Here is a 19,219-nt window from a genome sequence, read left to right as displayed (position 1 = left end):
TATGTTTAAAGATATATTCAGAAAAACTAAGTACGTCACCATTCAATCTGCTCCACAACAGAAACGCAGTCCTTCTGATGTTTCTGAACAAGAACCTATGACTATAAGCAAAAAAGAACTTCCTGATGGTCTTTGGGTAAAGTGTCCAAAGTGTGGAGAAGTTCTCTTCACCAAAAATCTTGAGGAAAACGCACGTGTTTGTACCACGTGTGAGTATCATTTTCGAATTTCCGCGAAGGCACGCCTTGGATTTTTGGTGGATGAAAACAGTTTTGAAGAGTGGGATTCTGAGATGCTTTCTCTTGATCCAATGGAGTTTCCTGGCTATGAAGAAAAGCTCATGGAGGCCCGAGAAAAGTCAGGTATGATGGAAGGTGTGCTCACGGGGCGTGCTTTGATCGAGGGAGTCCCTGTAGTACTAGCTTTCAATGAAACAAATTTTATGATGGGCAGCATGGGCTCAGTCGTGGGAGAAAAGATTGTGCGGGCTATCGAACGTGCGCTTGATTTGCGTTTACCAGTGGTCATATTTTCTGCTTCTGGGGGCGCTCGGATGCAAGAAGGAATTCTTTCTCTTTACCAGATGGCCAAGACCAGCGCTGCTCTGGGTAGGTTGGCTGAACAACATCTACTGTATATTTCAGTGCTCACGGATCCTACGTTTGGCGGGGTCACAGCTAGCTATGCATCACTTGGGGACATTTTAATTGCTGAACCCAATGCGCTAATTGGATTTACAGGGCCGCGGGTCATCAAGCAGACAATGAGGCAAGAACTACCCGCTGGAGCACAAACGGCGGAGTTTAACCAAGAGCATGGCTTGATTGATCTGATTGTGAAACGTGGCCAGATGCGTTCAACTTTGGCAAGATTGTTGCTATACCATCAGGAAGGAGCATAGTATGGCGCAACTGTTTGATTTTGAAAAACCGATTGTAGAACTTGTCCAAAAGATTTCGGAACTCCAGAAATTCTCTGCTGAGAAAGGTATTGATCTTTCACGGGAAGTGGCCACCCTGGAAAATAAAGTGGCTCTTTTAAAGATGGAGATTTACGGAAGCCTTGAACCTTGGCAAAAGGTTCAAATTGCTAGACATTCAGAGCGACCTAATTTTTATGACTATGCGCCACTACTGTTTGAAGAGTTTATAGAACTCAAAGGGGATAGGCTTTTTGCGGATGATCGCTCGATTGCGGGTGGAATTGCACTTTTTCATGGAACGGCCGTGACGGTAATTGCTCAGGTTAAGGGGAAAGACACGAAGGAGAATATTAAACGTAATTTTGGTATGCCACATCCGGAAGGATACCGCAAAGCGGTGCGCTTAATGGATCAAGCTGAAAAATTTGGACGCCCGATATTAACCTTTATTGATACACCTGGAGCTGCCTGTGACTTAGGGGCGGAGGAGCGAGGACAGGGTGAGGCCATTGCCAGATGCCTCTTAGCGATGGCCGGTTATCACGTACCAGTGATCTGCACGGTGATTGGAGAAGGTGGAAGCGGCGGCGCACTCGCCCTTGGGGTGGGCAATGTGGTCTTGATGCTTGAGAATTCCTTTTACTCGGTCATTGCCCCAGAAAGTTGTGCCTCAATTCTTTGGAAGGACACGACCAAGGCCAAAGAAGCAGCGGCTGCTTTAAAGTTTACGGCGCAGGATCTTTTACGACTTGGGGTTGCGGATGAGATAGTGCGAGAACCTCAAGGTGGCGCCCATAACAACCTCCAGCAAACGGCAGAAGAATTATCTCAGGTTATTTCCAGATACCTCGTGCGCTTGCGGACTGAGACTCCTGAAGCTCTGGAGGAAAAACGATATCAAAAATTACGGGCAATTGGGGCCTTTCAAGAAAAAAATACATTAAATTTAGCAAAAGGTCTTGACTAAATCTTTGAATTAATGGTATTATAGCTAAGTCGTCTTAAACCAATGGGCGAACAATTGGGCGAGTGGCGGAATGGCAGACGCGTCGGTCTCAAAATCCGATATATGTGAGTATGTGGGGGTTCAAGTCCCCCCTCGCCCACCAATTGTATGCAAAACCTGTTTTTAACACATAGTTAAAAATGGGTTTTTTTATTTTATTCAGAAATTAAAAATTTGCAAAAAAATAAGCACCTTAGAACGTCGGTTCGATAGGTGGCTTCTATGAAGTGTTCACTCAATAATTGCACCTCTGCTTTGTAAGATAAAAGACCTTTATAGTTGACTCGTATCTTTAAGACTAAATGTGATAGACTAGTAAATACAAGCTTTTCTATTATTTGAAGGCTTAGCAAAAATAAGCTTAAGGAGTTGAAGCAATGGCGATTGAAACATATATCAATTTTAATGGCAACTGTCGCGAAGCAGTAGAGTTTTATGTACAGGTTTTCGGAACAGAAAAACCACAAATAATGACCTTTGGAGATACTCCACCTGATCCAAAGTTTCCTCTTCCAGAGGAGGCAAAAGCCTTAATAATGCATACTCAACTTAAGATTACTGGAAGTACTGTTATGTTTTCTGACGTTTTCCCTGGCATGCCTTTTGTTGCAGGAAACAACATAAGTCTTACCTTAATCAGTAAGGACGTGGATGAGATCAAATCCTTATTTAGTAAACTGAAAGAAGGCGGCACTGTAGGCATGGATCTTCAAGAAACATTCTGGAGCAAATGCTACGGCAGTCTAACTGATAAATTCGGAATACCGTGGCAATTTAGCCATGACGACGGAAAAATGGGAAGGTAATTCTTCCATAAGAATTTCAGATTTAACAGACACGCAAATAATGATAATCCCCTCCAGTTATCAAGAGGCGTAGGAGGCTCAGGACAGGAAGCGGGAGAATGGCCCACTGACTATTGGGAAAATGGTTACAGGAAGATGATCTTTTTTCACCCGGAAATATCCTACAAGGAATACAAAAACGACCTAAACGAGTTGGAAAAGATCTCGGGCGATAAACTTATAGAGTTAGGCATATCCTTTGATAAACCATATAAGGCGGCAGATATCAGCACGATACTACCGAATGTTAAGAAATCATGGTATTGGGTTGACGCTTTTAGATCAAGCGATTTAGACCAACATAAAACTGACGCTCAAGAACACGACGCTAAGTCTACCTATATCAACGAAAATGAAGTGTTAGGAGTACGTATGAGGGAATTCTATGATAATGAGCTTAGAGACTACGCTAGTCTCCTTTGGTTACTAAATACTAGTAAAGATAAAAAATATAACGAAGTCTATAAAGAACTTGTCTCTAAAGGCTACACGGATTCCTCCAATGTTCCTATTTTAGGAGCAATCGTTTATGGCACGAAGGATGAACTTAAGTCACTTATTGGAAATCCTCATATTAAAGGTGCTTCCTTTGGAGTGGTAGTTGATAAATATTAAGTATGAATAAATATACCACACAAACTATATGCTTTTTTGATGTCTGATTGTAGTTGACGGGTCTGTCTCTACAATTAGACATTTTTTTATGGCACAGGTCTAAAATTGAGTTTCCTTAATTGAGTTTGGCCTTAATTGGCCTTAATTGCACCACTTGATAAACAATAATAATATATTGATAAACGATAAAAATATATTGATTAATAGAAAAGTATTGTATATACTTATAACGAAATATGTTTATAGGGGGATTTGGCAACATGATAATTTTAGATCAGAGAGGGTTTTCAGGGTTAGTTAAGCATCTTCTGGACCTCATATTTGTGGGAGGAATAGGTATTTTGTTAAGTTTACCCATTGCTTTGAAATGGTATATGGGATTGCTGTATACAAGAACAAGTGAAAATTATGATTTCTTATTAGGTTTCCTATTCATAACTGGTGTTTTAGGCTTGGCGGTCGTCAATGAAATTAGAAACTTAATTAAGAACATAAATAAGAGAAATCCCTTTATTAGGGCTAATGTTAAAAGTCTGAATCGAATTGCTGTCTCCTGTTTGCTGATTGTGGCTTGCTATATTATTAAAATAATTTTCTATAATTCATTTCTGACCATTATTATAACCATGGTATTTATCATCACTGGATTTTTCTCTATTATCTTAGCGGAGGTCTTCCAACAGGCCGTCATTGTAAAAGAAGAAAATGATTTGACAATATAATGGAGGCTGAAATATGTCGATTATTGTAAATTTAGATGTCATGATGGCAAAAAGAAAAATAAGCTCATCTGAGCTAGCAGTAAAAATAGATCTCTCTCAAGCAAATTTATCAATTTTAAAGACCAATAAAGCAAAAGCAATTCGCTTTTCAACCCTGGAGGCCATCTGTAAAGCCTTGAGTTGCCAACCTGGAGATATTTTAGCTTTTGAAGAGGATGATCATATTTTGTAATGAAAGGGGAAATAACCATGGAAGATATAATGATAGTTCAAGGGGAGGAAGCTAGTAAAACTGTCGTTATAAAGGAAGATATATACCTCATTGTCCGTTCAGTTCTATTAGGGGTGCTTTTTGATTTTCTGTTTTATAAAAAAGCACTAGGGATTTCATACACATTATTTGTAGTCGCTTTTTATGTAGTTTTTTTATGGAGTTTACGTGACAAAGTAGCCTTTAAATTTAGTCTTGGCTGGTTTTTGAGTATACCTATTATCGCGTTATCAGCTACATATTTTATCTTTTCAAATCAAATTTTTGCATCGCTAAACTTCTTTATCATTCCAGTTTTAATAATTGCCCAAACAATCTTGATAACTAAGAAAAACAAACACAGATGGTATGATCCAAGGATTATTAAGGATATTGTCAATGGGATTTTTAATCGTGCATTTAGCTACACTTCAAAACCATTTGTAATCGTATTAAGTTCCCTGCGAATTAGAAAGAGTAATGAAAAGTATGATGTTCTCAAGAAAATTCTTATCGGCTTGACGATTGCTATTCCCCTCTTGATAATTGTTATTTCTCTTCTCGCGTCAGCGGACAGGATTTTTAAGCACTTCATAGATGAGATATCGAGCTCATTTGGAACGATTAACATTGGTGATTTTTCGTTACAGGGAATTATTGCTTTACTAATTATGGTTATTGTATTTAGCTATATATGGAGCTTTTCAAATCCTAATGACCATATACAAGCTCAGGGGCAGCCGAATTCTTTAGAATCTAATAAGCGAAGTTGGGACCCCATAATCTCTATAACTATTTTGATCGCCATTAATTGTGTGTATCTAGTTTTTACACTTATTCAGTTCGGCTATATGTTTGGTCCACTCAATAATGCTTTACCGGCAGAGTTTACTTATGCAGAATACGCACGAAGAGGATTTTTTGAATTATTAATGGTTACGTTAATTAATTTCAGCTTGGTGCTCAGTAGTATAAGATTCACCAGAAAAGACGGTAATTTGGTTGCTAGAACAGTTCAGATTTTGCATTCTCTCCTTATTATCTGTACCGTCGTAATACTAATATCGGCTTTTCTCAGAATGTCATTGTATGAGGCAGTCTATGGTTACACGTATTTGAGGGTGCTCACGCATAGTTTTATGATCTTCCTAGGTGTATTGTTAGCGATAGCATTCTATAAGATTTGGAACGAAGGTATCTCTCTACTTAAACCGTATATTGTAGTTTCAATACTGGCTTATATGCTCGTCAATTTTGTAAACATTGATGTAATAATCGTAAAAAACAATATAGCCCGATATGTTGAAACGGGTAAGCTCGATCCGTATTATTTGAGAAACTTGTCCTACGACAGTATACCATTGGTAGTGAATCTGCTTAAGGATGGGAAAGTGTTTAAGGATGAAAACGTGTCTAATGATCTTAAAAGTTATTTGGCGGGACAACAAAATCTATTATCTATTGAGCAAAGCTGGCAGTCATTTAATTTATCCCGACACAAGGCAAAACAAGTGCTTTCTCAAAATACATTTTAATAAAGTTGGCATTTACAATATCTTCTTAGAATATTCAATGCCAACAAAGTTATTAGAGTTGGCATTGAATATTCCATTAGACGCAAAAGGCACTACGAACACTTCTTTAGATAGTGGGGGTAAATGAAAATGAAAGAAATTGAGAAGAAGTTATTAGGTATATATGATCTGTTTCTAGCATCAGGCGCTATTTACATTGGAGTAAAGATGGTAAATTCAAATAACAACAATATGATCAAACAATTGTTCTCAGTATCCCGGAAAATGCGTCTTATCAATCTCCAATCAAGTTCAGATTCAGGATTACCCTAGTCGGATTTTCGGTGAGTTTGATATCCAAATTAAGTAGTCAATATGGTTCCGAGCGTGAGAATCCTTTACTTGTTCAGTTGAAATGACTACACTAATATTATCCTCTTATAGATATCCATTGGGATGCTTAAGGTGCCAAGCCCAAGCACTCTGAAGGATTTGCTCTATGGAACTATGTTCTGGTGTCCACCCTAGGAGGGTTTGAATTTTCTCAACTTTGGCTACCAGTTTGTCCGGGTCTCCAGGGCGACGAGGGGACTCGAGCACTGGAATCGGTCGACCAGTAACAAAACGCGCAGTTTCGATGACTTCCTTGACACTATATCCTGAACCTGTCCCTACATTATAAACTCCGCTACCTACCCCTGTTGCCAAGCCCTCTAAAGCTAAGATATGGGCATTGGCCAAATCGAGGACGTGGATATAATCTCTGAGACAGGTTCCATCTGGGGTAGAATAGTCTGTGCCAAAAACGCTAATGGCCTCTCTTTGCCCTAACGCCGTCTTCAGGACGAGGGGAATTAGATGAGTTTCAGGAATATGGTCTTCTCCCAGAGATCCGTCTAAAGCCGCGCCGGCAGCATTAAAATAGCGCAGTGCGATCCACTTAAGTCCATAGGCCTTCTCTAGCCAGGCAAAAGATTGTTCAATCATGAGTTTGGACAATCCATAAGGGTTAATGGGATTAGTGGGTGCGCTTTCTGGGATCGGGACTTCGTCTGGAATTCCATAGGTGGCTGCTGTCGATGAAAAAATTAACCGTTTTACACCGGATTGAAGGAGTGCGCTTACAAAGCGGTTCGTCTTGGCGGTATTTTCTTCAAAATAAAGGTCCGGCTTTTCGACGGATTCTCCAACTAAACTTCTAGCAGCAAAATGGATGACGGCACTGACCTGCTCAATCTCCACGATTTTTCGAACAAGATCAGAATCTGCAATATCTCCATGATAGAAGGGAACGTCCAAAGAAACAGACTGTCGATGCCCTGTTACCAGGCTATCAAGAACGATGGGTCTATAACCTTGCTCCGCTAAGGTTCTGACAGTATGACTTCCGATATATCCCGCTCCGCCGGATACCAGAATGGATTCCATAAAATCTCCTCTTTTCACTATGTAATAACTTCTTTTCATCTTGTTTTGTACAATTATAGTTGTTTTGTTAATATTAGTATAGTGTCTTTGCCTGAAACGAATTTGAACATTTACTGGGGGAATACTTAATGTTATGCTTGATTTGGAGTTGCTCGACCTATTCAGCAAACTTTCAGCTTTCCCTCAGAGTCAATTCAGCTTGATATTGGATAATAAGTAGAGCATCGTTAATAGCGTAGGGGGACAACCATATGCAAAAGTTAAAGGGAATTAAGATATTACTGGTCGATGATGAACCAAACATTTTACAATTTTTAGAGATGGGCCTTCAGGAAGAAGGATTCGAGGTGCAAACGGCTCAAGACGGAATGGCGGCAGTAACTCTCGCCAAGCAGTTTCAGCCACATCTCGTGATTCTGGATGTAATGATGCCGGGTATGGATGGATTTGAAGTATGCCGGATGCTTAAAAAGACCGAGAATGTCGCCATCATCATGCTCACAGCCAAGGATGAAGTAGATGACAGAGTCAAAGGATTAACCTTAGGTGCAGACGATTACATGATGAAGCCATTTAGCTTTGAGGAATTGCTCGCACGTATTCAAGCGCGTATCCGCAATCAATTCCCTAATCTGGTCGGAGAGGTTGTGATCGGAGCTTTTCGGATCGATGATAGGCGCAAAGAAATCCTTTATGAACAACGGGTTTTGGAACTCTCTACAACCGAGTATGAACTACTCAAGTTTATGGTGCTTAACCAAGGCTTAGTTTTGAGCAAATCGAAAATCTTGGATAAGGTATGGGGCTATGACTTCGGCGGGGATGAAAATATTGTTGAGGTGTATATCCGCTCGCTTCGTGAGAAATTGAATGATAAGGAACACCGCCTGATTCGAACCTTGCGCGGGGCGGGATATCGGGTTGACGTATAATGAAAACTAACTCACTTCGTTTTCAGTTATTATCCCGTTCGCTACTGCTTATGGCTGTGTTACTGTTAATAATCGGCTTGTTCCAATTTGTTTTGATGCGTGAGTTTATTTATCAAAATAAGGCTTTGAGCTTGCAAAGCCAGGTTCAAGCGGTCCCAGCGGATGCTTGGAACCAACTGGCTAGTGACAGACTAGACAGCATTCCAGATAACGGTCCAGACAAGGGAATGGGGCTGAATCCACGAAATGGGCATAATCGATTCCCTTTTTTCTTTTTGCCAGATACCACTTTTGCGTTTGTTGATGGCGAGGGAAATTTTTCGGAGCTTTCTAATTCCCAAGCGAACGTTGGAACGCCGCCTAAGCTTGCTGAGCAGGATTATCAAGATGCCCTGAGCGCTAGCAGTAGATTGAATTACAAAATTGTGAATCAAAACGAAGGGGGGGAGCAACTGCTCGTTCTTCAGCCCATAGGAGCGAAGGGGCATTTGGAAGGACTGATCCAAGTAAGCGTCAGTACGGAGCCTTTGAAGGACATGCTGATTCGACAACTGCTCATTTTTTTATCTCTCTCATTACTCGCTTTAATTGGAGGTATGTTAGCCTTTATTCCTGTGCTGAGAAAAACGTTAGTCCCTTTGTCGAAAATCGTGGATACAGTGGAACAAATCGATGTCGGCAATCTTGCCGAGCGGTTACCCGTTGAACAGGGTCAAATGGAAGTCGATCGTTTAGCAGTCTCTTTTAATGGAATGCTGGAGAGACTTGAATTATCTTTCGAAGCGGAAAAAGAGGCAAAAGAGCAGATGCGTCGCTTTGTCGCTGACGCCTCTCATGAGCTGAGAACTCCGTTGACCTCTATTCATGGTTTCTTAGAGGTGTTACTCCGTGGCGCTATGGATCAACCTGATAAGTTGCATAAAGCTTTGAAGAGTATGTATACGGAGTCTGAACGGATGAAAAAGTTAGTTCAAGATCTTCTGTTACTAGTCAGGTTAGACCGTACGCCCATGGTCCAACTGACCGAAGGAGAACTAGACGGCATAATTAAGGAGATGGCGCCGCAGTTGAGGGTGTTGGCAGGAAATCGCAAAGTCAGCTTGCGACTCACTTCAGATTTGAGATGTCGTTTTGATGCGGATAAAATAAAACAGGTACTCTTGAACCTTTTCCATAATGCGGTCCAGTATACGGATCCAGAAAAGGGACATATCGAACTTTCTTTGGATAGGGTTGCCGATTGTGTTGAACTTACGGTGAGAGATAACGGTTCTGGCATACCGGATGAACATTTGCCTTATCTGTTCGACCGTTTTTATCGCAGTGATCCTTCTAGGACTAGAAAACATGGCGGGGCAGGATTGGGATTGGCTATAACAAAATCGATCGTAGACCTTCATGGGGGTACGATACGGGTAATTAGTGTCAAAGGAGAAGGAAGCATATTTTCCATAGACCTTCCTGCGATTTAAAAAGATAAAGTTTATTAGAAATGTAATTACGGCTATATTTGCTGATTCGAGGCGAATATAGCCGTTTATGATTTTCAGTAAACATTCAGTTAACCTTCAGCGTGGTTTCAGATTGTTATGACATAATGACAATAATAACTTTAGCATCTACATATATGGTTTAAGTTATTGAAATTGAAGGAGGCTATCAACACATGAAAAGAACAAAATCGATCGCAATAGTTGCTGCAATGACAACACTCTTATCTGTAACAGCTGTATATGCCAATACGACAAGTAGTAGTGAGGTGCAAACTCCAAAGTTCTCGCACTTCCAGTCAGGCCCAGCTCATGGCGGATCGAAAGCCGATTTGAACAGTCTAGTAACGGATGGTACAATTACCCAAGCTCAGGCGGATGCTGTTCAAAATGCTCTAAAACCAGCTAAATTGGCAGAAGCGGCAGACCACACGAGCATCTTGGATAGTCTCGTAACCGCTGGCACGATTACGCAAGCTCAGGCAGACGATATTCAAAGTGCTCAAGAAGCCGCTAAACCCGCAGGCCCCGCAAAAATCTGGGAAGGCCTGGTAACGGATGGTACAATAACTCAAGCTCAAGGAGACGCTATTGAGGCTGCTCTTAAAGAGTCAAAACCCAAAGAGTTCACAAGCGTATGGGAAGGTCTCGTCACGGCAGGCACAATAACTCAAGCGCAGGTTGATGCTATTCAAAGTGCGCAAGAAGCCGCTAAACCAGCAGGCCCAGCAAAGATCTGGGAAGGCCTGATAACCGCCGGCACAATAACTCAAGCTCAAGGAGATGCTATTGAAAGTGCACTTAAAGAGTCGAAAGGCTCAGACCACGCAAGTGTCTGGGAAGGTCTCGTCGCAGCAGGAACAATTACGCAAGCTCAGGCAGACGCAATTCAAAGCGCGCAAGAAGCCGCTAAACCAGCAGGCCACGTGAAAATCTGGGAGAGCTTGGTAACCACTGGCACAATAACTCAAGCTCAAGCAGATGCTATTGAAAGTGCTCAAGAAGCCATTAAACCTGCGGACCCAGCGAGCATTTTGGATGGTCTTGTAACGGATGGTACAATCACGCAAGCTCAAGCAGATGCAATTCAAGGAACGATCACAAATAGAAAAATGCCTTCCGCGCGTTAATATAAGTAATTTTTGAAAACCCATCGTCGACGCTCTTCAGGTTTTAACAGAGCCTACGAAAAGGCCTCAGCTTAATCGCTGGGGCCATTATATTGCTCATTGTTGCCTAGTGACTCTGGATTAATTTACATCTTCAGCAGATTTTCAGGAAACGTTCAACGAACGCTCAGGTGGCATTTAGGCCTGATTCAGGGACGACGGTTATATTTATAGAGAACTAGAAACTAAAGACTATGCTGAGTCATAGTAAAACGGCATGAAAAGCCAATTAAACGGAGGTGTATTTGAAAATGTTATCTAAGTCTGAGAAAAACTATTTTATCAATATCCCACTCACAGTAATGGCGCTTGTTTGCATTGTTACTGGCTTTTTATTGGATTTCAAATTAAATGCTTTTAATGCAAAATCGCTTCATATTTGGTCTGGTTATATTCTGACTGGTATATTGGTGTTGCATTTCTTGATGCATGTAGAATGGATTGCAAATCTCACAAAGACAATATTTCGCAATAAAATGAAAGTGATGGCTGCTTTTGTTACGCTAATAGTTTCTGTTGGTATTTGTTATTCCATTATAGTTTTCAGTCCGCAAGGTAACGCCCATGGTCTTGAGGGCGATGGGAGAAGGTCATTCCAAGCTGAACAATTCGACAAAGATAATCAATAACCTACTAATAGGAGTTATCAAAGCGTGTATGAATAACTGAAACGACTGCCCGACTCATCCCCTCTGGATTTAATACTTGTTAGTCATACTATTGTTGAAGTTATTTTCCCAAGGACGATGCCGTAATTAGAGAAAGGAGGATAGGCGGCCCATTAGCACACAAACTATGTTAATGTCCTTTAGTTTTATTTAAGGAGGAGTTTTGAGTGAAAGACTTGAGTCAAGTGCAAAAATCAATAAAAAGGCCATGGGTGGTTGTGGGGATGTTATTGTCAATAGTAATAATCGGAGTTGGTGGTTGTGGTGCAAAAGCTGTAACATCTTCACCTGCTACATCATCAACCGAAACAGCCTCAACTTCTACAGTGGATGAGTCTGCAACAAAATCTAATCAGACTGCCAACAAAATGACAATCAATCCCGCGATAGATGCCGCTATGGGGATACGTCGTCTCCAAGGTAATGAAGCAACGGTTTTGACGACCGAGCAGAAAGCCATAATTAAACCAATATTGCAAACATTAATCGATACTACAAGCCCGAGTGAAGATTTTCTCCAGCAAAAAGCAGATGCCATTAATGCAGTATATACTGACGCACAAAAAACATATCTGAGTACAAATACTCCGAAAGCTAAGCCCGATGGAAATAGCCAAACCGGGCAAGAACCACCAAAAGACCAACCAAAAGATCAACAGAAGGATCAAACAAATGGACAAAAAGGCACTCCTGATGGCAATCAAACTGCTCCTTCAGGCCAATCGCAAAACATATATGAACAGGTATTAGCATCTTTAACATAATTTCAAGAGTACTATTGATGCTAAAAAGAGATTTTATACCCTTCTCTCGTGTATTGCGGGAAAGGTATAGAATCTCTTTAATTTTTCAATGTATTAAACCAGTTAGGTAGATAATAGCTTGTTTGGCATAGTGTTTTTGAAAACTGAATTTACATTACGCTTTTCAAATTGTAAATTCTCGATTCCGGTCGCGTAGCTAAATAAACGCCTGAGATTACAATGGCGGCACCGATGAGTTTAAATAGAGTGATTGATTCCCCCAAGATAATCACTGACTGGATAATCGTAAAAACTGGTACTAAATTAATAAAAATGGCTGTGCGTGGCGCGCCAATACGTTGAATAGCAACCATCTGGATAAGGTAACCCAAGACGGAAGCAAACACGCTCATATACAGAATGGAGAGCCAACCACTCGCAGTTGCCGAAAATAGATAGGTTGCAGGTTTCTCCCACAAGACGAAAGGAATGGAAATAACAACGCAGATCAAGAAAGTATAAGCCGTAACCTTGAGCGGTGATAGACTATATTGTTTCATATACCGTCGACTGAGAAGCGCATAGACGGCAAAACAACAGACTGCGATCAGCATAATTAAATCGCCTTTGTTAAATTGAAATTGGAAGATAAGCGTTAAGTCCCCATTGGTAATAAAGAGAAAAACGCCACTGAAAGACAATATGACACCCATTACTCTCAAGGGGGTCAATCGTTCACTAAAAAACATGGCAGCTAGAAGGGTTGTAACCATAGGATTAATTGCTCCGATGAGAGAAGAATTAATTGCCGTGGTATATTTTAGCGAAGTAAAAAACAAGGCATGATAACAAAAAGTACCGATGACTCCGAGAAGAATAAGTGCGAGCCATTGTTTACCGCGTGGTAAAAGGTTTCCCCGTTCTTTAATGTAGAAAATCACGAAAATAAACGGTAACGCGAAGAGAAAGCGAAAGAAAGTTAGGGCAAAGGGGGGGAACTCTCCTACGGCAATTTTGCCTGTAATAAACGCGCCAGACCAAAAGATAGCGGTCAGTACCATTAACCAGCGAATTTGTTTATCCGACATTTGAACTCTCCTCCTTTATATCAATTTTGATAATAATGTGAATCGCTTAACTCCTCTCTTAACAATATTTTTCATTTTAACATGTAATGGTTGAAGTAGTAACCCTGAATTTACCAATATGTAGAATAAAAGAAAATCATTATTAATTTGTTTATAAATTTTTAAAGACAAACGACTTTATTCACGATTTTAGCGAATAGAGCCGTTTGTCTTTAAAGCCAAATTGTCATTTTGTTAAACTTGAATATCTAGTTTACTACTCGTAGAAACCGCTTGAATCTGTGTGGCTTGTTGAGTTTCAGTATTGCTATTTTGATTCGTTTTTTTTGAATTTGCTTGTATTTGGGCTTGAATTTGTATTATCTGAGCTTCTAATAATTGAATTTTAGCCTGCTTTGTTTTAGCATCATCTTTACTCTGGGTCACAGTATTTATTTGGTTTTGGAGTTGTTTTACTTGATCTGAAAGTCGTTTTTCGTCAGTATCATTTCCAGAGGAATAAGAACTACTTGATATTGAAGAAACTGATGAAACATTCATAATTTATACCTCCTGCCCTTATTATTTTGAAGTGCTTATGTACTTGTACGTATACTTATATTACTTTAGTATACAAAGCTGAAAGCCAGCTGAATCTAAACTGAAAGTTTGCTGAAAAATATTATAATATCCTGTTAGATATTTGTTTAGGCTTTTTAGAATATGGTCCTCAATCGTTTGTGAGAAAGCAGTCGGTATGGTATAGTTGATGCGAAAGAATGGGGGGGTTAAAGATGCCAAGAATGGTGATTTTAGACGGAAATAGCCTTGTGTATCGTGCATTTTATGCACTTCCGACGTTGACTACGGCTGATGGGCGTCCAACGAATGTATTACATGGTTTTCTCACCATGCTTTTTAGATTAGAACAAGAACAACAGCCAGATTACTGGGTAGTGGCTTTCGATAAAACCAAGGCAACTGTGCGGATTGAACAATATGCTGGGTATAAGGCTCAACGGAAAGAGACCCCAGAGGGGTTGCGTCCACAATTTGATTATTTGAAAGATGTCTTAACGGAATTGGAAGTACCCATGCTTGAGTTAGCTGGGTATGAAGCGGATGATCTTATTGCCGTAGTAGCCAAACAGGCTGAAGCACAAGGGATGGAAGTTCAGGTTTACACAGGAGACAGAGATGCACTGCAACTCATCTCTCCTAAGACGAATATCTATTTGACTAAAAAAGGAATCAGTGAGGTGGAATGCTATGACGAACATGCTCTATGGGAACGTTATCAGCTCCGACCTTACCAAATCATCGATCTGAAGGGACTCATGGGAGACTCCTCAGATAATATTCCCGGGGTTCCTGGCATCGGCGAGAAGACCGCGCTGAAATTACTCTTAGAATTTGAAACAGTCGAGGGCGTTTTGGCAAACGTCGATAAAGTCTCTGGGAAAAAAGTACAAAGCAACTTAAAAGAATTTGCTGATCAGGCCATATTAAGCAAGAAATTAGCAACGATGTTGACAGAGGTTCCGTTAGTGTTCTCGTTAGACGATCTTGTTTACCGCCGTTCACAAGCGAATAAAGTGCTTCCCGTTTTGCTAAAATATGATCTGAGGAATGTGACCCGCTTATGGCAAGAACGTCATAAAGATAATGGGGAACCGATCGGAGAAAGTCCAGATGTTTTGCTGGAAGATTGGCCGGAACGAAAACTAACGGATGCGGATTGGCTTGCACAGATTGATCAGTGGCGAGAGAGGAAAGATCCGCTCACGTTAGCTTGTCGCTATGAAGGAACAGGTTTACAGGGCGGACACTGGCTAGAATGGGGGATTGCTACTCTAGGTGAGTCGTTTACATTTGCACGTGAGGTAGTGTCCGCGGAGGTTCTTAAAGCTTGGTCAGAGTTGATGGGTGATGATCATGTTCCCAAAACCGTGGCAGATAGTAAAACGGTGGCCTTGTTGCTGGCTAATGAAGGCACTTGCTTAAAAGGCGTTGTGCTCGATATGAGCTTAGCGTCCTATCTTATTCAATCTTCGCGTCCTAAATTCGCTCCTCTGGATTTAGTCAAAGAATATGTCGCGAATCAAGCTGTTTTCGAGAACGTTGCGACCGAAGCAGCAGCTCTAGCTCAAGTTGCGCCCAAGTTTGAAGAGGAAATTCATTCCCTAGGACTTGCCCACTTGCTCCATGAGATTGAAGAACCGCTAAGTTTGGTACTCGCGCAAGTTGAACGCCACGGAATCGCTGTTGACGCAGAAAAGTTGTCTAGTTTCGGTGAAGGGATAAGTATTACTTTAAAACAACTTGAGAATGGCATTTATGCTTTGGCTGAAGAAACCTTTAATATTAATTCACCAAAACAGTTGGGAATAATTCTTTTCGAGAAGTTAGGCTTGCCGACTGCTAAGAAGACAAAGACGGGCTATTCCACGGATGCGGAGACCTTAGAAGAACTTCGCTTAGCTCACCCTGTCGTAGCAAAAATTCTCGACTATCGGCAGTTGAATAAATTAATGTCTACGTATGTAAATGGTCTACTCGCTCAAGTGAAGGACGGACGGATCCATACTACGTTTCAACAAACGGTGGCAACGACTGGGCGTTTGTCGAGCACAGAGCCAAATTTGCAGAATATCCCGATGCGACTTGAGCAGGGAAGACAGTTGCGAAAAGTCTTTCACCCTACAGAACCGGGATGGGTACTGCTATCCGCAGATTATTCGCAAATTGAACTTCGAATTCTAGCTCACTATTCTCAAGATCCTCTGCTGTGTGAATCTTTTTCGCTGGGGCAAGATGTCCATACTCGAACGGCAGCGGAAGTCTTCGGTATCTCCCTTGATGCAGTCACTTCGGAGATGCGTCGGAGCGCCAAGGCAGTTAATTTCGGCTTGGTTTACGGACTAACGGAGTTTGGTCTGTCGAGAGATTTAGGGATTCCTCGTAAAGAATCGAAGTTTTACATTGAGCAATATTTTAAACGCTATAGTGGGGTCAAACAATATTTGGAAAACGTCGTTGCAAAAGCTAAACAAGAGGGACAAGTCCACACCTTGTTAAATCGTCTGCGCCGTATTCCAGAATTGCTAAGTTCAAACCGAGTGCAACGTCAATTTGGAGAACGAATTGCCATGAACACGCCAGTACAGGGGACCGCAGCAGATATTATGAAGTTAGCGATGATTAAGGTGGCAGAAGGCCTGAAACCATACAGAGCAGCGATGCTGCTTCAAGTGCATGATGAGCTATTGCTTCAAGTTGCTCCTGAAGATTTGCAGAGTGTAGCACGTGTACTGATCGAAGCTATGGAAAACGCATTCCCGCTCTCAGTGCCAATGACGGTGGAATGCAAAGTCGGGCCGAATTGGTACGATATGCAGTCTTTTAAACCGATGGAATGAGGAGATAAAATATGCCAGAACTCCCTGAGGTCGAAACAATTCGACGGACATTAATCGAACACGTTAAAGATCTAAAAATTGAGGGAATTAAGCTCATTTGGCCCTCTGCTGTTTGCGGATGGGAAGATAAGGCATTTGAAGATTTAGTCACTGGACGACGGATCAGAACGATCGACCGCCGTGGCAAATATCTTTTAATTCGACTGGATGAAGATTTAACGTTAATTGCGCATATGCGCATGACAGGACGCTTGAATTATTATCCAGATCTGCGGGAACCTGAGAAACATACCCACGTAGTCTTTCGCCTGGAACATGGAGAAGTGCATTTTTCAGATGTGCGGAAGTTTGGACGTATCCAAGCTATACCCACCCCTCTTTGTTTCAGCGGATCCTCCTTAGGAAAACTCGGTCCTGAGCCATTGGAAGCGGACTTCACACCCGCAGTGCTAAAAGATCGTTTCGGAAAGAAAAAAGTCTTTTTAAAGGCGGCTTTACTAGATCAGACTGTCCTCGCGGGAATGGGTAACATCTATGTGGATGAATCCCTTTTTCTCGCTGGATTATCTCCCGACCGCAGGGTAGACACCCTATCCGAGGAAGAATTTTCAAAACTTCACCAGGCGATTCAAAGTGTCCTACAGGCTGGAATTGATGCCCAGGGCACTTCCTTTCGAGATTATCGGGATGCCAATGGGGAAAAAGGAATGTTTGAAGAGGACTTACAAGTATACGGGCGAGGCGGGAAACCCTGCCATGTCTGTGGGCAGACGTTAGAACGAGTACGTCTTGCTGGACGAACGACGGTGTATTGTGCGAGGTGTCAGAGGTAGATAAGAAAATAGGTAATCAATCTAAAAATAATAATTTGAGGCTAGGGATTAATCCCTAGCCTTTTGTAGTATCAATCAGCACGAAATCTTTCCATTTCGGCATCTAGCAATCTATGATGCGGGTACCACTCCACTTGACGGGAGTTTGACAATTGGATAATTTACAATAAGTTGGAAGGTATTTGACGCCTGATGACGAAGTTCATCCTAAATGAATACCTTCTTGAGGTATTACTCTTCGCCTATAGTCTATTTAGACTTAACGAATTTCGTTCATTAGAACGTTATACCAACAACTTTAGAGGATAGCAGTAGATTAAGAGAAAGGGGTTGAAGCTTTGAGCGGCTTTGGTTCTATTTTTTGGGGTTTTCTATTTATGTTCGACTTCAGAATTCAAGGCGTGGACATCTTACCTAATTTTGTCGGATACCTGTTGATGTATTCTGGATTGGGGAGTTTGGCTTCATACAGTTCTGAGTTTGGTAATGCTAAAAAATGGTCTATACCACTGGCGGTTCTTTCGTTATTTAGCCTATACCAAGTTCAGAACACGGTAGGGCAAGTCACCATCAATCCCTTATCGCTAGGATTTTATGCCGTCGGAATCATAACCATGGTATTAGATTTGCTTCTCGTATATCACTTGTGTCGTGGCATAATTGATCTAGCAAAAGACCAATCCAATCATACCCTTCAAGAGTTGGCGCACCAAAGGTGGAAATATTACTTGTATTACAAGGTTATATTTACCATCTGGTTTCCCTTATGTTTAATAGCTCCGTTTCTACTAGCCATAGGCTTTATACCGATTTTTATTCTTTCAATCGTAGTTTTGGTCCTAATGATGGCACTAATGAAAAAAGCCCAGGACACTTTTGAATAATAATAGATTATAAGAAGTATAGTTTCAAGGTTGAGTTCACAAAACGTGCTTCGAACAGAAGGTTTGAAAAATAATAGGAAAAAAGAGTCGAGGAATATGTATGCTGAATATGCACGGTAAAGAATCCGCAATAATCATTTTGCACGAAATATATGGAATTAATCCGCATATTCAATGGATATGCGAACAGTATTTAGCGGCTGGGTTCGATGTTTTATGCCCTGATTTTGTAAAGCCGAGCGATTATTTCGCTTATAGTAGAGAAGAGGAAGCTTACCAGTATTTTTTTAAACATATTGGTTTTTCTTCAATGGCACATGAAGTTAAAACAATGCTCATAAAAGCTAGAAGAGATTATAAACATGTATTTCTACTAGGGTTTAGCGTAGGAGCAACTACAGCCTGGATATGTAGTGAAACAGAAAATATGGTAGATGGAGTTATTTGTTACTATGGTTCGAGAATAAGGGATTATCAAAAAATTACCCCTAAATGCCCGATATTATTAATCTTCGCGAAAGAGGAAAAGTCTGCTAATGTTTCGGAATTGACAAGTGTACTTGGACAAAAGCAGTTCATTAGTATACACGTGCTAAATGGGAATCACGGCTTTTGTGATCCTTTTTCGAAACAATATAATGAGCAATCGCAACAAATAGCCCAGTATTTAGTAGATAAGTTTCTAATAGATTTGGCTTTCTAAGTAGAAAAC

The 19,219-nt window shown here is 41.0% G+C and carries 20 protein-coding genes and 1 tRNA gene; 18 read left to right on the top strand and 3 right to left on the bottom strand.

Annotated features, from left to right (window positions below; translation table 11 throughout):
* The first annotated feature begins 1 nt into the window (after position 1).
* The 9 genes from accD to E4K67_RS05300 all read left to right on the top strand — a co-directional run bounded on the left by accD (position 2) and on the right by E4K67_RS05300 (position 6,207).
* Positions 2-901, top strand: a complete 900-nt coding sequence (gene accD, locus E4K67_RS05340) for an acetyl-CoA carboxylase, carboxyltransferase subunit beta (RefSeq protein WP_135545394.1) — start codon at positions 2-4, stop codon at positions 899-901.
* A gap of 1 nt (position 902) precedes the next feature.
* Positions 903-1,889 (top strand): acetyl-CoA carboxylase carboxyltransferase subunit alpha, encoded by a 987-nt coding sequence (locus E4K67_RS05335; RefSeq protein WP_135545393.1) that lies wholly within the window; start codon positions 903-905, stop codon positions 1,887-1,889.
* A gap of 56 nt (positions 1,890-1,945) precedes the next feature.
* Positions 1,946-2,031: transfer RNA gene (locus E4K67_RS05330), tRNA-Leu, on the top strand.
* Positions 2,032-2,305: 274 nt separating this feature from the next.
* A complete protein-coding gene (locus E4K67_RS05325) occupies positions 2,306-2,734 on the top strand; it encodes a VOC family protein (protein ID WP_135545392.1) in 429 nt (142 codons plus the stop codon).
* Positions 2,735-2,869: 135 nt separating this feature from the next.
* The gene (locus E4K67_RS05320) at positions 2,870-3,388 is read left to right on the top strand and encodes an anti sigma factor C-terminal domain-containing protein (protein ID WP_135545391.1); all 519 of its coding nucleotides are present in this window, start codon (positions 2,870-2,872) and stop codon (positions 3,386-3,388) included.
* Positions 3,389-3,648: 260 nt separating this feature from the next.
* Positions 3,649-4,110: a DUF2975 domain-containing protein gene (locus E4K67_RS05315; protein ID WP_135545390.1), complete on the top strand. Its 462-nt coding sequence runs from the start codon at positions 3,649-3,651 to the stop codon at positions 4,108-4,110.
* Between the two features lie 13 nt (positions 4,111-4,123).
* Entirely contained in the window at positions 4,124-4,342 is a 219-nt protein-coding gene (locus E4K67_RS05310; RefSeq protein WP_135545389.1) for a helix-turn-helix domain-containing protein, read from the top strand.
* A 17-nt stretch (positions 4,343-4,359) separates the two neighbouring features.
* Complete coding sequence (locus E4K67_RS05305; protein WP_135545388.1) at positions 4,360-5,895, top strand: DUF4153 domain-containing protein; 1,536 nt, start codon at positions 4,360-4,362, stop codon at positions 5,893-5,895.
* A gap of 129 nt (positions 5,896-6,024) precedes the next feature.
* Complete coding sequence (locus E4K67_RS05300) at positions 6,025-6,207, top strand: hypothetical protein (RefSeq protein WP_135545387.1); 183 nt, start codon at positions 6,025-6,027, stop codon at positions 6,205-6,207.
* A 105-nt stretch (positions 6,208-6,312) separates the two neighbouring features.
* Here the strand turns inward: E4K67_RS05300 and galE are convergent, their stop codons facing one another.
* Positions 6,313-7,302 carry a UDP-glucose 4-epimerase GalE gene (galE, locus tag E4K67_RS05295; protein ID WP_135545386.1) on the bottom strand — a complete coding sequence of 330 codons (990 nt, stop codon included), beginning with the start codon at positions 7,300-7,302 and terminating at the stop codon, positions 6,313-6,315.
* Between the two features lie 251 nt (positions 7,303-7,553).
* Here galE and E4K67_RS05290 point away from each other — a divergent pair, with 251 nt between their 5' ends.
* The 5 genes from E4K67_RS05290 to E4K67_RS05270 all read left to right on the top strand — a co-directional run bounded on the left by E4K67_RS05290 (position 7,554) and on the right by E4K67_RS05270 (position 12,325).
* A complete protein-coding gene (locus E4K67_RS05290; protein WP_135545385.1) occupies positions 7,554-8,234 on the top strand; it encodes a response regulator transcription factor in 681 nt (226 codons plus the stop codon).
* Complete coding sequence (locus E4K67_RS05285) at positions 8,234-9,706, top strand: sensor histidine kinase (protein ID WP_243454335.1); 1,473 nt, start codon at positions 8,234-8,236, stop codon at positions 9,704-9,706. The genes E4K67_RS05290 and E4K67_RS05285 overlap by 1 nt, the downstream gene beginning before the upstream one ends.
* 194 nt (positions 9,707-9,900) lie before the next feature.
* Complete coding sequence (locus E4K67_RS05280) at positions 9,901-10,854, top strand: hypothetical protein (protein WP_135545384.1); 954 nt, start codon at positions 9,901-9,903, stop codon at positions 10,852-10,854.
* 284 nt (positions 10,855-11,138) lie between these two features.
* A complete protein-coding gene (locus tag E4K67_RS05275; RefSeq protein WP_135545383.1) occupies positions 11,139-11,522 on the top strand; it encodes a DUF4405 domain-containing protein in 384 nt (127 codons plus the stop codon).
* 206 nt (positions 11,523-11,728) lie between these two features.
* Positions 11,729-12,325 carry a hypothetical protein gene (locus tag E4K67_RS05270; protein ID WP_135545382.1) on the top strand — a complete coding sequence of 199 codons (597 nt, stop codon included), beginning with the start codon at positions 11,729-11,731 and terminating at the stop codon, positions 12,323-12,325.
* 149 nt (positions 12,326-12,474) lie between these two features.
* On the opposite strand, the gene E4K67_RS05265 is transcribed toward E4K67_RS05270, so the two are convergent.
* Positions 12,475-13,392 (bottom strand): DMT family transporter, encoded by a 918-nt coding sequence (locus E4K67_RS05265; protein ID WP_135545381.1) that lies wholly within the window; start codon positions 13,390-13,392, stop codon positions 12,475-12,477.
* Between the two features lie 234 nt (positions 13,393-13,626).
* Entirely contained in the window at positions 13,627-13,932 is a 306-nt protein-coding gene (locus tag E4K67_RS05260) for a FlxA-like family protein (protein ID WP_135545380.1), read from the bottom strand.
* Positions 13,933-14,165: 233 nt separating this feature from the next.
* Between E4K67_RS05260 and polA the strand changes: the two genes are divergently transcribed.
* The 4 genes from polA (at position 14,166) to E4K67_RS05240 (ending at position 19,210) form a co-directional block, all read left to right on the top strand.
* Positions 14,166-16,790: a DNA polymerase I gene (polA, locus tag E4K67_RS05255; RefSeq protein WP_135545379.1), complete on the top strand. Its 2,625-nt coding sequence runs from the start codon at positions 14,166-14,168 to the stop codon at positions 16,788-16,790.
* Positions 16,791-16,801: 11 nt separating this feature from the next.
* A complete protein-coding gene (gene mutM, locus E4K67_RS05250) occupies positions 16,802-17,623 on the top strand; it encodes a bifunctional DNA-formamidopyrimidine glycosylase/DNA-(apurinic or apyrimidinic site) lyase (RefSeq protein ID WP_135545378.1) in 822 nt (273 codons plus the stop codon).
* 377 nt (positions 17,624-18,000) lie between these two features.
* On the top strand, positions 18,001-18,507 hold the full coding sequence (locus tag E4K67_RS05245) for a hypothetical protein (RefSeq protein WP_135545377.1): 507 nt from the start codon (positions 18,001-18,003) through the stop codon (positions 18,505-18,507).
* 100 nt (positions 18,508-18,607) lie between these two features.
* Entirely contained in the window at positions 18,608-19,210 is a 603-nt protein-coding gene (locus E4K67_RS05240) for a dienelactone hydrolase family protein (protein ID WP_243454334.1), read from the top strand.
* Positions 19,211-19,219: the final 9 nt, after the last annotated feature.

Source organism: Desulfosporosinus fructosivorans, assembly GCF_004766045.1.
Lineage (GTDB): Bacteria > Bacillota > Desulfitobacteriia > Desulfitobacteriales > Desulfitobacteriaceae > Desulfosporosinus > Desulfosporosinus fructosivorans.
The sequence above is the reverse complement of the archived record's forward strand: the minus strand, read 5'-3'. Positions and strand labels throughout refer to the sequence as shown.